The sequence below is a fragment of the Streptomyces sp. S465 genome (assembly GCF_026898115.1).
Classification (GTDB): Bacteria; Actinomycetota; Actinomycetes; order Streptomycetales; family Streptomycetaceae; genus Streptomyces; species Streptomyces luomodiensis.
Map to the genome: position 1 here is coordinate 4,419,416 of NZ_CP114036.1, position 14,530 is coordinate 4,433,945.

A 14,530-nucleotide genomic window follows, 5' to 3' on the forward strand; every position below is an offset into this window, starting at 1 on the left:
GGGGTGGCGCGGCGGCGGGCACCGGCACCGGGTGCCGGAGAAGCGCCCGGAGCACAGGGTTTCGGAGGAGCACGGCGTTCGGCACGCAGACATGCCGCAGCGCCCGGCGACAGACGACTAACGGGAATCAGGTCTGAGTCACTCGGGCACCGCGGCATGGAGATGTCAGGACGCGAGAACCTCGTCGAGCAGGGCCTCGGCCTTGTCCTCGTTGGTGCTCTCGGCGAGAGCGAGTTCGCTCACCAGGATCTGGCGGGCCTTGGCGAGCATCCGCTTCTCCCCGGCGGAGAGTCCGCGCTCACGCTCTCGGCGCCACAGGTCACGCACGACCTCGGCGACCTTGATCACATCGCCGGAGGCGAGCTTCTCGAGATTTGCCTTGTAGCGACGGGACCAGTTCGTCGGCTCTTCCGCATACGGCGCACGCAGCACCTCGAAGACCCGATCCAGCCCGTCCTGGCCGACCACATCACGCACACCGACGAACTCCGCATTGTCCGCCGGCACACGAACCGTCAGGTCACCCTGAGCGACCTTCAGCACCAAGTAGGTCTTGTCCACGCCTTTGATCTGGCGAGTTTCGATGGCCTCGATCAGCGCGGCCCCGTGATGGGGATAGACCACGGTGTCGCCAACCTTGAACGTCATGTGACAGGTACCCCTTCCGTGGCTATCCAGGGTAACACGGGAACGCCTTCTTCTGAATGGCGTTTTCGCAGGTCAGGGCATATCTCGGGGCTTGACAAGTGCGGCAGGAACGTGCTGCGCGGGGCCTGCGGAAGCGGGTATTCGCAGGTGGGAGCGGCTGTCCGGGCGCCCGGAAACCCACCCGATACCCGCCCGGAGAAGCCCGGCCGAGTGGCCGTACGTCCCGTTTTGCCGGAGTCCGGTCGATGGACTTCCGCTACTCCGTTCGGATCAGGAGCGAGCGATCCGGCCCCGATTCACGAATTGATCACAACGTTCATCCAGCGTTGATGGCGACGTTGATCGCGGGGCTGATCGCGAGTTGATCGCGGCGTTGATCGCGCGGTTGATCACGCGGCCCGGATCAAGTCTGTGATCAATTCTCGGACATGCATGGATTCCTTACCGATAATCTCCCGCGCCGCCGGTCGAGTCGATATTCGGGATGGCGCCCGGATGGTGTCGGGACGGCGTCCGACGGGCCCCGTAACGCACGCCGGCACCGGCATCGGACGGGCATACCCCAGGGGCGGATCGGCTTGAGGCGGGTCGGGTGCGGGCCGAAGAGGGCGGATCGGTAATCTAAGCGCGCTGATCCAACCTTTACCTCGTCCTAGGAGATGCCGCCGCCGTGAGCAGCAGCCTTCGACGCGGCGCCCTCGCCGCAGCCGCCATCGTGGTCTCGGTCGCCCCGCTCTCCGCCTGCGGAGCCGGTAACGACGCGCAGACGCTGCAGGTCAAGCCCGACAACGCGGCCACCGCTGTCGGCGATATCAAGATCCAGAATGCCACTGTGGTGACCCAGCCGGATCGCACGGCGAAGGGCCCGGCCGTCGTCACCGGCCGGCTCTTCAACAACGGCAAGGAGGACCAGACCGTCAAGGCCATCACCCTCGCCGGCAGCAGTGCGCGGGTGAAGATCTCCCCGCCCAAGGGCAAGACCGGCCCGGTCGTCGTCCCGAAGGGCGGCTCGGTGGCCTTCGGCGGCGAGGGCAACGCCTCCGCTGTCATCAGCGACGGGCGCGAGGCGGCCAGGGACGGCGACGCACAGCGGGTCGTGTTCGACCTCAGCTCCACCGGCAAGGTCCAGATCACCGCGTTCGTCGTCCCGGCGACGAGCTACTTCGAGGGCTGGGGCCCGACCGAGCTGCCGACCGCGAAGCCGTCGGCCCCGACACCCGGCGGATCGAAGAGCGGTACGCCGAGCGGCACCCCGACCGGCTCGGCGAGCGACAACCCGGGCGGTAAGCCGAGCAACACGCCGAGCGGCGGAGCCACCACCGGCACGTCGAACGGCGTCGCGACGGGCGAGCCGGACCCGAACGACGGCTGAGGGACCCCGCGGACACGCGTGAGGGCGGCCCCGGAGCTTTCCGGGGCCGCCCTCACACATGCCGGGACGCCGGGAGACAGACCGACCGCGGTACCCGCGACCCCCCCGGCCGCCGGACGCGCACCGCTCGGCCCGAGCGGGCCTCCCGGGCTTCGGAACGCTGCGCCGGACTCCGTCCGGCCGACCCGGACACCAAGACCGGTTTACGGCTCGAACTTGTAACCCAGACCCCGCACCGTCACCAGGTAGCGCGGCGCGCCCGGGTCGGGCTCGAACCCCCCTCCCCGTGCATCCCTCGCACCGCTCGGCCCCAGCGGGCCTCACGGGCTTCGAGACGCCGCGCCGGACTCCGTCCGGCCGACCCGGACACCAAGACCGGTTTACGGCTCGAACTTGTAACCCAGACCCCGCACCGTCACCAGGTAGCGCGGCGCGCCCGGGTCGGGTTCGATCTTGGCCCGGAGCCGCTTGACGTGGACGTCGAGGGTTTTCGTGTCGCCCACGTAGTCCGCGCCCCAGACCCGGTCGATCAGCTGCATACGGGTCAGCACCCGGCCCGCGTTGCGCAGCAGCATCTCCAGCAGGTCGAACTCCTTCAGCGGGAGGTCCACCTTGCCGCCGCCGACCGTGACCACGTGCCGGTCCACGTCCATCCGGACCGGCCCGGCCTCCAGGGCGGCGGGGGTGACCTCCTCCGGCTCACCGCGGCGGCGCAGGACGGCTCTGATCCGGGCGACCAGTTCACGTGAGGAGAAGGGCTTGGTCACGTAGTCGTCGGCGCCTATCTCCAGACCGACCACCTTGTCGATCTCGCTGTCCTTGGCGGTCACCATGATCACCGGGACGTTGGACCGGCCGCGCAGCTGACGGCAGACCTCCGTACCGGGCAGGCCGGGCAGCATCAGGTCGAGGAGCACCAGGTCGGCGCCGTTCCGCTCGAACTCGTCGAGACCCTCGGGGCCGGTCGTCGCGATGGCGACCTCGAATCCCTCCTTGCGAAGCATGTACGACAGCGCGTCGCTGAACGATTCCTCGTCCTCGACGACCAGAACTCGGGTCACGGAAGGACCTCCGGGGCAGAGAGTGGTTCATTGGTGAAGGTCTCGTACGGCCGGTCGTGGTCCTCGCCATCGAGGTCTGCTCCGGTGTCGTACGACTCGCTCGACTCGCTCGACTCGCGCGCCTGGCTCCGCGAGCGGTCCCGGTCCCGTGCCGCACCGGCTTCCGGGAGTCTCAGGGTGAAGGTGGAGCCCTGTCCCTCGGCGCTCCACACGGTGACCTCCCCGCCGTGCGAGGCGGCCACATGCTTGACGATGGCGAGCCCGAGCCCGGTCCCGCCGGTCTGCCGGGAGCGGGCCGGATCGACCCGGTAGAAGCGCTCGAAGATCCGCTCGCGGTCCTTCTCGGAGATGCCGATGCCCTGGTCGGTCACGGCGATCTCGATCAGGTCCCCGCCGGTCGCGGGGATGCGGCGGGCGGCGATGCCGACGCGGGTACGGGCCGGGCTGTAGTTGACCGCGTTCTCGACGAGGTTGCCGAGCGCGGCGGCCAGCTGACCCCGGTTGCCCCACACATGGAGATCGGCGGTGCCGCCGGTGGCCATCGTGATCTGCTTGGTGCCCGCCTGGTGGCGGCACCGGTCGATGGCCTCGGCGACGAGCTCGTCCACCCGGACCGGCTCGGCGTCCTCCAGCGGGTCGTCGTTCTGCACCCGGGAGAGGTCGATGAGCTCCTGGACCAGACTGGTCAGCCGGGTGGCCTCGACCTGCATCCGCCCGGCGAAGCGGGTGACCGCCTCGGGGTCGTCCGACGCATCCATCACGGCCTCGGACAGCAGGGACAGCGCGCCGACCGGGGTCTTCAGCTCATGGCTGACGTTGGCGACGAAGTCGCGTCGTACGGCCTCGATGCGGCGGGCCTCGGTGAGGTCCTCCACCAGCAGCAGGACCAGCCGGGAGCCCAGCGGGGCCACTCTGGCGGACACGGCGAGCGCGTCACCGCCCCGGCCGGTGCCGCGCCGTGGCAGGTCCAGCTCGATCTGCCGGATCTCGCCGTCCCGCCGGGTGTCGCGGGCCATCGCCAGCATCGGCTCGACGGCGAGCTTGCCGCCGCGCACCAGGCCCAGGGCGTACGCGGCCGAGCTGGCCTTGACGACGGAGTCCGCTTCGTCGAGGACGACGGCCGAGGAACGGAGCACCGAGAGAACGGTGTCCACGCCGGGCGGCAGCACGGCGTCGGTGTGCAGCGAGGAGCGCGTAGGCTTCGCCTGTTCGCGCTCGCTCCAGCGGAACGCCAGCATGGCGATGACGCCGGTGCACAACCCGGCGAGCGCCGCCACTGCGGCGATCGCCGCGTTCACGTTCATGCGTCCAGGTTATGCGGGCGGCAAGACACCTCCACAGCCCCGAGGCGATCCCCTCAGGCAGACGTTGCCGAGAGTTCACCGGGGCGTCGGTATCGGTTCACTACGGACGTTTCGGCAGGCGGATGGCGCGCGGTGGCGCCCGGACCGCGCTACCGAGAGTTCACCTGGGGGTCAGGTGTGGTTCACGCCCGGTGCCGGAACCGGACGCGTTACGACCGGAGCGTGGGAGTCTGGGGACCTCGGGTCAACGAGCCCACGGTCGGGTCAGTGAGCCCGCGACGATCCTTCGGAACGAAAGAAAACGAAAGATCCAATCGAGGTCCACGAGGTCCACGGGATCCCTCGCGATCCACCGGGATCATCGGAATCCGTCAAGGCCCATCAGTGAGAGTCGGCGAAAGAGGTCAGTGATGCGGGACGCGTACCACGAGGAGCTGGACACGATCGGGGACGGCCTGGTCGACATGGCCCGGCTTGTCGGTTCGGCCATCGGCCGTGCCACCACCGCCATTCTGGACGCGGACCTCAAGCTCGCCGAGAGCGTCATCGCGGCCGATGAGAAGGTCGACGATCTCCAGCGGGACCTGGAGGGACGGGCGATAGCCCTGCTCGCCCGACAGCAGCCGGTCGCCACGGATCTGCGCATAGTGGTGACCAGCCTGCGGATGAGCGCCGACCTGGAGCGCTCCGGCGACCTCGCGCAGCATGTCGCCAAGCTCGCCCGGCTCCGCTTCCCGGACACGGCCGTGCCGCACGACCTGCACGCCACCATCCTGGAGATGGGCCAGCTCGCCCAGCGGCTGATGGCGAAGGCCGCCGAGGTCATCATCACCAAGGACGTCGACCTCGCGCTCCAGCTGGAGCACGACGACGACGCGATGGACCTACTGCACCGCGCCCTCTTCCAGCACCTGATGGACGACCGCTGGAAGCACGGCATCGAGACGGCGGTGGATGTGACGCTGCTGGGCCGTTACTACGAGCGGTTCGCGGACCACGCGGTCTCGGTCGCCAAGCGCGTCGTCTACCTGGTCACCGGCGAGCACGCCGACGAGATCGCCTCACAGGACGCGGTCAGCACCGTCGAAGGGGCGTGAGCGTCCGCGACGGCGTGCCTCCGCGCGCCGTCGACGCGCCCCTGCGCGGGGCCGCCGGGTCGTCGGCACCATGAGCGGCAGTGACGTGACCCCCTCCCGAGGAGGCGACTCATGGCGGACCTCTCCAAGCCCGAACCCCGTCCGGCCCACCCCGGCGGCTCCACGGTCGGCGCCTGCGGCTGCGGCTCGGGCTGCGGCTGCGGCTGTCAGTCCGGCGGCCCCTGCCAATGCGGCGGCTGCTGCGGCTGACCGACCCCTACGACAGAGGGCCTGGGACCGGTGACCGGTCCCAGGCCCTCTGTCCTGTGGCGCTCCTGTGGCGGCGGTTTCCCGGCCGAGGTGCGGGGTCCCCGTCCGCCCGAGGTGCGGACGGCGCCGGGAGCGGCGAGCCTGGTCCTATGGAGGACAAGACCCCGGCCCCGCCTCGCGTGGTAGTGGACGAACCGCTCGACGGCCGCCGCCGTGTGCTGATCGACGGCCAGGACGTCGGAGTGGTGGTGAGCCCGGACGAGCTCCGGCGGCTCCTGCACCGCGCGGGTCTGATGGAAGAGGACGCCCCCCTCGACAACCCCGAGCTGATCGAATGGCACGGCGGCAGCTCCGACGACTGGCCGGCCGCGCCGAGATGACCTGATCGGCTGATCGGGGTTCGCTGTCCGGCTTGCCTGGCTGGGCCGCGCTGATCGGGCCCCGTTGACCGGGCCGCGCTGATCCGGCTCCGTTGATCGGCTTGCCTGGTCCGCTTCCTGGTCCGCCTCAACCGCATGCCACAACCGTCCGGCGCCGGTCCCTCCCCTCGTGGGGACCGGTGCCGAACGGTGCAGCGGTGTCGATCCGCGCCGTACGGGTGCGGATCGGGGAGAGGCCGGGCCCGTGGTCGATGCGGCAGCCGTCCGGAAGGGACCGGGACCGGCTCCACAGACCTCCCGAGCGCTCGCGACGTGCCCGGCGTCGCCGTCTCGTCACTTCGGCAAAAGCTGTCCGAGAACGAGCGGTGCCATGGGCTGTCTCCGCGGGCCCCGAGCTGGTGGCCTGGCCAAGTGGCTAGTAGTGGATGCGCGACTGGGGCATGATCCTGCCAGTTGTGCCTCCCGCCGAGGAGGTTCCGGTATCGGACCACCGACTTCGCCGCAGGTCAGCCGTATAAAGTGACTTTTCCGGTCCGGAAGTCGACAGGTGCGGGGGAAGAAGGAGAGGGGACCTTGAGCTCCGACTCAGGGGCACGCACGGCCTTCGCGGAACGTCTCGCGCTGCTGTACAAGGAGGCCGGTAACCCTCCCCTCAAGAGCGTGGCCGATGCGGTCGTCCGGCTTCAGCGGACCGACGAGCGAGGGCGGCCCGTACGGGTCTCCGCTCAGCGGATCAGCGACTGGCGACGAGCCAAGAACGTACCCGCCCAGTTCGCCGCCCTCGCGGCGGTGTTGCACGTCCTGATTCCCGAGGCACGGCGCCTGCGGCCGGTGCCGGTGTCCACGGGCCTGTACGACCTGGTCCAGTGGCAGCGCCTGTGGGGGCGCGCGGTGGCCGATCCGGTCGGTGAGCGCCCCGCGGCCTTGGCCACGGAGGAGGAACGGCCCTCCCCCGAATCCCCGGCCGTGCCCGGTGGGGTGTGCCCGTACCGGGGGCTGGCGTCGTACCGGCAGCAGGACGCCCGGTGGTTCTTCGGCCGGGAGCGGAGCACGGAGGCCCTGGTCGCCCAGCTGCGCGCGGCCGAGCGGACGGGTGGCCTGGTCATGCTGGTGGGCGCTTCGGGGGCGGGGAAGTCCTCCCTGCTGAACGCCGGTTTGGTGCCCGCGCTGCACAGCGGCGCGCCGGGCGGGGGGAACGGCCCGGCGAGGGAGGTGCTGCACCTCGTGCCGGGGGCCGATCCGCTCGCGGAGCTGGCCCGCCGGATACCCGAACTCGCCCCTGTCATCTCCTCCGCCAAGGAACCGACAGCCAAGGAACCGACGGCCAAGGAACCGACGGCCAAGGAACCGGCGGCCAAGGAACCGGAGGCGGAGCACGGCTCCGCGCGGTTCGCGCACGCGGTGCGGGAGGCCGTCACGGCATGGGCGGAACGCGGGACGGAACCCAGGGCCGACGCCGGGACGGAACCCGGGGCGGCCTGCGGGACGTCCCCCACCGGCCGTCCGGTCGTCATCGTGGACCAGTTCGAGGAAGCGTTCACCCTCGGCTCCGACGAGAGGGACCGGAGCACGCTCATCCAGCTCCTCCACGCCGCCTGCACGCCCGCCGGGCCGGGCGAGCCGCCCCCCGTCCTCGTCGTCCTCGGCATACGCGCCGACTTCTACGAGCAGTGCCTGGTCTACCCCGAACTGGCCGACGCCCTGCAACACCGTCATATGGTGCTCGGCCCGCTGACCACCACGGAGCTGCGCGAGGCGGTGACCGGCCCGGCCAAGGCCGTGGGGCTGGAGCTCGAACCGGGACTGGCGGAGCTGATCGTCCGGGAGGTGAGCGCCGACGGTCCGCGCGGGACGCATGACGCGGGGGTGCTGCCGCTCCTCTCCCACGCCCTGCTCGCCACCTGGCAGCGGCGGAAGGCGGGCCGGCTGACACTGGCCGGCTACCGCGCGGCGGGCGGCATCCAGGGCGCGGTGGCGGCGACCGCCGAACGGGCCTGGACCGGCCTCGACCCGGGGGCCCGTACGGCCGCGCGGCTGCTCCTGCTCCGGCTGGTCCGGCTGGGCGAGGACACCGCGGCCACCCGCAGGCGGGGGACGCGGCGCCAGCTGGCGGCGGAGTCGACGGACCCGGGCAAGACGGAGGAATCGCTCGAAGCCCTGGTCCGCGCCCGATTGGTGACACTCGACGCGGAGACCGTGGAGATCACCCATGAGGCGCTGCTGCACGCCTGGCCACGGCTGCGCGACTGGATCGACGAGGACCGGAACGACCACCTTCAGCGCCAGCGGCTGGAGGAGGACGGCAGGGCCTGGGAGGGCTCGAACCGCGACAGCTCACTGCTCTACCGGGGTTCTCGGCTGGAGCAGGCCCACACCTGGGCGAAGTCGGCCGGTGACACCTTTCTGACCAGGAGCGCGGTGGAGTTCCTCGCCGCCTCGGTCAGGCTGCGCCGGCGCACCGTCTGGCTCAGCCGGGGCGCGGTCTCCGCCCTGGTCGTCCTGGCGGTGCTGGCCGCCGGTGCGGCGGTGGTCGCGTGGCAGCAGCGGGACGACGCGATGTTCGAGCAGGTGGTGACCGAAGCCGACCGCTTCCAGTCCACCGATCCGTCGCTGTCCGCCCAGCTCGCCATGGTGGCCCACCGCATGCGGCCGGACGACGAGGGCACCAACAGCCGGTTGATCTCGATGGTGAACGCGCCGCTGGCCACTCCGCTGCTCGGCCACACCGGCGCCGTCTACCTCACCTCGTTCAGTCCGAACGGGCGGACCCTGGCCACCGCCAGCTACGACCGGACCGTCCGGCTGTGGAACGTGAGCGACCCGACCCGCCCCGAACGGCTGGGCACACCGCTCACCGGCCATACGAGCTGGGTGAGCAGCGCGGTCTTCAGCCCGGACGGCCGCACCCTCGCCAGCGCGGGCGACGACGGCACGATCCGCCGGTGGGACGTACGGGACCCCGGCCACCCGCGTCCGCTCGGTGAGCCCCTGTCCGGGCATGACGGCACCATCTACCTGGTCGCGTTCAGCCCGGACGGACGGACGCTGGCCGCCGCCACCGAAGATCACGTCGTACGCCTGTGGAACATGAGCGACCCGGACCGCCCGACCGCGCTCGGTGCGCTGACCGGCCACACCGCCGCCGTGCGCTCCGTGGCGTTCAGCCCGGACGGCCGGACGCTGGCGGCCGGCGGCGACGATGGCGCGATCAGGCTGTGGAACATGGCCGACCCGCGTCACCCGAAGCGGATCGACACCGTACTGACCGGCCACTCGGACCTGGTCCACTCCGTGGCGTTCAGCCCGGACGGCCGCACGCTCGCCAGCGGCAGCGCGGACAACACCGTCCGGCTGTGGAACCTGGCCGACCCGCGTCACGCGGAGCCGCTGGGCTCGCCGCTCACCGGCCACACCGGCCCCATCTGGTCCGTGGCCTTCAGCCCGGACGGCACCATGCTCGCCGCCGCCAGCCAGGACAGTACGGCGAGCCTGTGGAACGTCAGCGATCCGGCGTACCCGTCGCAGGTCGGCGAGCCGCTCGCGGGGAGCAGCGGCGAGATGTACGCCCTCGGCTTCAGCCCCGACGGCCGGACCCTCGCCACCGGCACCGGCGACAACATGGTCCGCCTGTGGTCGCTGCCGACATCGGACATGGTCGGGCGGATCGGGGTGTTCCGTCCGGACGGGCGCGTGCTCGCCACGGCCGGGCGCGACGAGAAGCTCCGGCTGTGGAACGTGGAGAATCCCAACCGGCCGGTGTCGCTGGGCAAGCCGTTCCGGCCCGGGAAGGGCTCGGTGCGCGAGCTGACGTTCTCCCCGGACGGCCACACCCTCGCGATGATGACCGGAGACCGCGAGGCGCGGCTGTGGAACGTCACCGACCCGGCCCACCCCGTCGCCTATCCATCGCCCATCGCGCTGCGGACCCGGTTCGCGGGCGCGCTGGCCTTCAGCCCGGACGGGCGCACCCTGGCGAGCGCGTACGACGACCGCACCATCCAGCTGTACGACGTCAGCGACCCGTCCCATGTGCGTCGGCTCGGCGCACGTCTCACCGGCCACCGGGGCTACGTCAACACCCTCCTCTTCAGTCCGGACGGCCGCACGCTCGCCAGCGGCAGCGCGGACAACACCATCCGGCTGTGGAACGTGACCGACCCCCGTCACACCACCCGGCGGGGCGCGCCGCTCACGGGGCACCTCGGGCCCATCAACGCGCTCGCCTACAGCCCGGACGGGCGGACGCTGACCAGCGGCGGCGACGACAACACGGTCCGGCTCTGGAACGTCACCGACCCGTCCGAGGCCACCCGGCTGGGCAAGCCGCTCACCGGCCACACCGATGCGATCGTGTCGCTGACGTTCAGCCGGGACGGCCGCACCCTGGCGAGCGGCGGCAACGACAACGCGGTCCGGCTGTGGAACATCACCGACCCGTCCGAGGCCGCGCCCATCGGCCAGTCGATGAGCCCCAACGCCAAGACGGGCAACTTCCTGTCCTTCGGCCCCTACAGCCGCATGCTCGGGGTGTCGAGCGGCGCCGGCACCGTCCGGCTGTGGAATCTGGACGTCGACCGGGCCGCCCACCGCATCTGCTCGATGACCCGGGGCGTTCTGACCCGGGAGAAATGGCACGAATACCTGCCCAGTCTGTCGTACGCGCCGCCGTGCGGCCGATGATCATGTTGCCCGGACATCGCGTGATCGCGATCACAACTCCGCGTCGCGACCGAGGAGTCGGCTGCCATATGCGAGAAGCCGCGTTACTCTTAAGTACAGCCCGACCGCTGGTGCATCCCCCGTCGCCAGCGGTCGGGCGCTTCCATGTCAGGGGGAGGCCCGGCGCGAGCGCCGGGAACCGGACCGAGAACGCACCTTCATGACTTGGAGATCCCCCGTGACACGCAGGCCCGACAGGCCCCACAGGCCCGAGAGGCCCGCCAGGCCGCACAGGCTCGACAGGCCGCACAGGCTCGATCAGGCCGTGCTGGACCTGGGCCGCGAGTACGTCCGCCATGCCCCATGGAGCGCGGGGAAGCGGGCCCTGGTCGAGCGCCGCCTGAACGCCGCGCTGCGGGACCGCCCCCTGCACCGCATGGCCCGTACGCGCTTCGGCGCCACCTTCGCCGTCGACACCCAGGACCTCATCCAGCGGTACCTCTACCTCTTCGGCGTCTGGGAGCCGCATATGACGCGCTGGCTCCAGCGCCGGCTGCGGCCCGGGGACGTCTTCGTGGACGTCGGGGCCAACATCGGCTACTACAGCGTCCTCGCCTCCCGCCTCGTCGGGCGCGGCGGGAAGGTGGTGGCGGTCGAAGCCTCGCCGCGGTTCCACCAGATCCTCCTGGGGCACGCGCGGCGGAACGGATGCGCCAACATCCGCGCGCTCAACGCCGCGGTGTCCGACCGCGACGAGCTGTTGACCTTCGTTCTCGCCAGCTCGCGCAACATGGGAGCGAACAGCATCGTCCCCTACGACGGCCCGGCCGAGTCCACCTTCCAGATCGCGGCCCGCCCGCTGCCCGACCTCCTCACCGAAACGGAGATCTCCCGGGCCAGGGTCATCAAGGTCGATGTGGAGGGCGCGGAAGGCGGCGTGGTCCGGGGCCTCGCGCCCCTCCTGGACAACCTGCGCCCGGACGCGGAACTGACCGTCGAGGTCACTCCACAGCGGATGGCCGAGCTGGGGGAATCCGTCGAAGAGCTGCTGGACGTCCTGCGCGGACACGGCTTCCACGTCTACCGCCTGGCCAACGACTACGCGGCCGGCAGCTACCCGGCCGCGCTGCGGCACGCACCCGAGGTGCCGGTGCGGTGGCGGGGACCGGTCGCCGAGGAGAGCGACCTGATCTTCTCCCGGGTCGACGCCGAGACCCTGCCCTGAGAAACGCCTCGTTCAGGACGTTCCGTACCGCCAGCCGTCCATACCCGCCAGGACGCGGGCCCTGGCCTCGACCACCGCGAACCGCGCCCGGCGCTCGGCCTCGTCGGTGTGGGCGGCGTGGCTGGTGACCTGGCCGGGCCACTTGCGGTAGAGCAGGCCGGTCTCGGCGGTGAACCAGCCGCGGCTGACCGCGCTGAGGGCCATCAGCAGGCCGGTGTCCTCGGAGGCGGGCAGGGCCATCCAGCCGCCGAGGGCCAGGAGGAGGTCGCGGCGCAGGAAGAGGGTGGCGGGGTGGACCTGGGCGCGGTAGCCGTTCGCCTTCCAGAAGTCCAGGACGGCGCCGCGGGCGATGGGGCCCTGCGGCGGGTCGCCCTCGAAGCCCACCGTGGAGCCGTCGGGCAGGAGGTCCAGGGCGCGGGAGGTGGCCCAGCCGAGATCGGGGTTCTCGGTGAGCGCGCGCAGATCGCGGGCGAGGGCGCCGGGGGTGAGCATGTCGTCGGCGTCCAGCACCTTGACGTACTCGCCCTCGGCGCGGGAGAGCCCCATCGTGCGGGCCATCGCGGCCCGGCCGGACCGGCCCTGGCCGAAGCTGACGCGGGCGTCGTCGGGGACGTAGGGACGTACGGCGTCGGTCTCACCGTCTTCCTGGATCACCCACTGCCAGTCCCAGCCGTCCGGCAGCTCCTGCTCGCGCAACGACTTGTAGGCGTCCGGCAGATACTCGGCGCCCGGGGCGTGGACCGCGGTGATGACGGTGATGGTGTTCGGCATGGTCACCACCTCTTCAGGGGAGTCGTGTAGACGAGTTCCGTACGGTCCGCGGCCAGCGTCACGTCGGAGACCTCGACGACCCGGCCGCCGGTGTCCGTACAGATCTTGCGCAGAAGGATCACCGATACACCTTTCTTGAGACCGAGTCGGTCGGCCTCTTCCACCGTCGGGGGCCGGGCCGTGATCCGTTCCGTTACGCGGTCCAGCTCGATGCCGATGGTGTAGAGCTGGTTCTGGGTGCCGCCGGGCCAGGGCTCATTGGCGGCGTCGAGCAGATCCGGGTTGGCGGCCACCACGTCATGCACCAGATATGAGTGCACCAGGGCGAACGGCGCGTCCTCCGCGCGGCAGTTGGTGCGGTAGATCCGCTCCAGCAGCCGCGTGCCCACGGGAATGCCGAAGACGGACGCCAGGTCCTCGTCGGCCGTCGCGTCCCGGTACTCGGCGTGGAAGGCGAGATCGGTCACCTCGAGCCCGGTGTCGTGCTCGGTGGACCCGGTCCGCAGCCGTTCGGCCTTCGGCCGGCGCACCCGGTCCTTCTCCCACTGGTGCCGGTCGTTGTTCCGCTCGATCCGCCGGCGCGGGGTGCGGACGAAGGTCCCCACCCCGTGCCGCCTGTCGATCAGCCCCTCGGCCACCAGCTCCGACAGCGCCCGCTGAAGCGTCGGCACGCTGGTCCGGTACCGCACGGCGAGCTTGTCCTCGGCCGGCAGCCGCTCCCCGGGGAGCAGCCGGCCCGCACGGATACCGGCCCGCAGGGCATCCGCGATCTGCTCGTACTTGGCCATGCGTGCTCACCGTCCTCGGTGGTGGGGACGGTTTCAGGGTAAGTCCTCAAGAGGTCTTGAGGACTCGCGAAGGAACTCGCGAAGGAACTCGCGAAGGAACTCGCAAAAGAGACTCGCGAAGAAGCTCACGAAGGCTTTGCCATCGCGCCGCCTCACCCGTCGGATGCCGACCTCACCCGTCGGCGGCCAGTCGGTCCAGCCACTCCCGCAGCAGCCGCTGCTCCGCGCCGCTGAGGGAGGTCTGTTCGGGCAGTGTGGCGCGCAAGGTGCGGGCGGCGCCGGCCGGGCCCGCGTCCCGCACGGCCGGCTCCCGGTTGGTGACGGCGGCGACCATGGCTTCCCGGAGCGTGGTCAGCAGCGCCGGATCGCGCCGGTCCTCGGGCTGGGACAGCCAGGTGAGCACGGCGCCGCGCGCCGTGGCGTGGATGATCTGGGCCGCCAGCTCCTCGTCGACGCGCAGCCAGCCGCCGACGGCGAGGCGCCTGACGCGGCCCATCAGGATCTCCATACCGAGCTCGAAGGCGGCCGACGCGGGCCGTGCGGGCCCGCTGTACATCAGTGCGTACAGGGCGGGGTTGGCCAGACCGAACTCGACCGCCAGATCCCAACCGGCCTTCAGGTCCTCAATGGGGTCCCGCGGGTCGGGGTCGACGTGTTTGGCCGCGAGGAATGTGGCGAAGCCGTGCTCGGCCACCGCTTCGAGCAGCCCGTCCTTGTCGCCGAACAGCCGGTAGATGGCCGGCGGCTGAAGCCCCGCCGCCTCGGCCACCGCGCGCGTGGTGACCGCGTCACGCCCTCCGCGCTCCAGAAGACCGACGGCGGCCTCGATGATCCGCCGGCGGGTCTGCTCGCGGCCCGTGGCCGAGGTGTCGGATGCGTCGGCGGCGCCGTCTCCGCCGCCCGTACGTGGCGTCATGTATCAACGATACCTTTCCGAGGGTTCCGTCGATAGTTCCACTGATACCATCACTATGTT

Annotated in this window: 12 protein-coding genes; 6 read left to right on the forward strand and 6 right to left on the reverse strand. The window is 71.1% G+C overall.

Annotation, left to right across the window (positions count from 1 at the left end; all coding sequences use genetic code 11):
* Window positions 1–165: 165 nt before the first annotated feature.
* On the reverse strand, window positions 166–648 hold the full coding sequence (locus N6H00_RS18535; protein WP_009716930.1) for a CarD family transcriptional regulator: 483 nt from the start codon (window positions 646–648) through the stop codon (window positions 166–168).
* 670 nt (window positions 649–1,318) lie between these two features.
* Between N6H00_RS18535 and N6H00_RS18540 the strand changes: the two genes are divergently transcribed.
* The gene (locus N6H00_RS18540) at window positions 1,319–2,020 is read left to right on the forward strand and encodes a DUF461 domain-containing protein (protein ID WP_268972875.1); all 702 of its coding nucleotides are present in this window, start codon (window positions 1,319–1,321) and stop codon (window positions 2,018–2,020) included.
* A gap of 380 nt (window positions 2,021–2,400) precedes the next feature.
* On the opposite strand, the gene N6H00_RS18545 is transcribed toward N6H00_RS18540, so the two are convergent.
* On the reverse strand, window positions 2,401–3,081 hold the full coding sequence (locus N6H00_RS18545) for a response regulator transcription factor (RefSeq protein WP_037960596.1): 681 nt from the start codon (window positions 3,079–3,081) through the stop codon (window positions 2,401–2,403).
* Window positions 3,078–4,385, reverse strand: coding sequence for a sensor histidine kinase (locus N6H00_RS18550; RefSeq protein WP_268972877.1), 1,308 nt, complete (start codon window positions 4,383–4,385; stop codon window positions 3,078–3,080). The genes N6H00_RS18545 and N6H00_RS18550 overlap by 4 nt, the downstream gene beginning before the upstream one ends.
* Window positions 4,386–4,795: 410 nt before the next feature.
* Between N6H00_RS18550 and phoU the strand changes: the two genes are divergently transcribed.
* The 5 genes from phoU (at window position 4,796) to N6H00_RS18575 (ending at window position 11,995) form a co-directional block, all read left to right on the forward strand.
* On the forward strand, window positions 4,796–5,482 hold the full coding sequence (gene phoU, locus N6H00_RS18555; RefSeq protein ID WP_268972878.1) for a phosphate signaling complex protein PhoU: 687 nt from the start codon (window positions 4,796–4,798) through the stop codon (window positions 5,480–5,482).
* Window positions 5,483–5,593: 111 nt separating this feature from the next.
* Window positions 5,594–5,731, forward strand: a complete 138-nt coding sequence (locus N6H00_RS18560; protein WP_268972879.1) for a hypothetical protein — start codon at window positions 5,594–5,596, stop codon at window positions 5,729–5,731.
* A gap of 149 nt (window positions 5,732–5,880) precedes the next feature.
* Entirely contained in the window at window positions 5,881–6,111 is a 231-nt protein-coding gene (locus N6H00_RS18565; protein ID WP_268972880.1) for a hypothetical protein, read from the forward strand.
* Between the two features lie 573 nt (window positions 6,112–6,684).
* The gene (locus N6H00_RS18570; protein ID WP_268972881.1) at window positions 6,685–10,791 is read left to right on the forward strand and encodes an nSTAND1 domain-containing NTPase; all 4,107 of its coding nucleotides are present in this window, start codon (window positions 6,685–6,687) and stop codon (window positions 10,789–10,791) included.
* A 304-nt stretch (window positions 10,792–11,095) separates the two neighbouring features.
* Window positions 11,096–11,995, forward strand: a complete 900-nt coding sequence (locus N6H00_RS18575) for an FkbM family methyltransferase (RefSeq protein WP_268972882.1) — start codon at window positions 11,096–11,098, stop codon at window positions 11,993–11,995.
* A gap of 12 nt (window positions 11,996–12,007) precedes the next feature.
* Here the strand turns inward: N6H00_RS18575 and N6H00_RS18580 are convergent, their stop codons facing one another.
* The 3 genes from N6H00_RS18580 to N6H00_RS18590 form a co-directional block, all read right to left on the reverse strand.
* Window positions 12,008–12,766 (reverse strand): glycosyltransferase family 2 protein, encoded by a 759-nt coding sequence (locus N6H00_RS18580; protein WP_268972883.1) that lies wholly within the window; start codon window positions 12,764–12,766, stop codon window positions 12,008–12,010.
* 2 nt (window positions 12,767–12,768) lie between these two features.
* Window positions 12,769–13,554, reverse strand: coding sequence for a GntR family transcriptional regulator (locus N6H00_RS18585; RefSeq protein WP_268972884.1), 786 nt, complete (start codon window positions 13,552–13,554; stop codon window positions 12,769–12,771).
* A gap of 172 nt (window positions 13,555–13,726) precedes the next feature.
* Window positions 13,727–14,470: a TetR/AcrR family transcriptional regulator gene (locus N6H00_RS18590; RefSeq protein ID WP_268972885.1), complete on the reverse strand. Its 744-nt coding sequence runs from the start codon at window positions 14,468–14,470 to the stop codon at window positions 13,727–13,729.
* Between the last annotated feature and the right edge of the window lie 60 nt (window positions 14,471–14,530).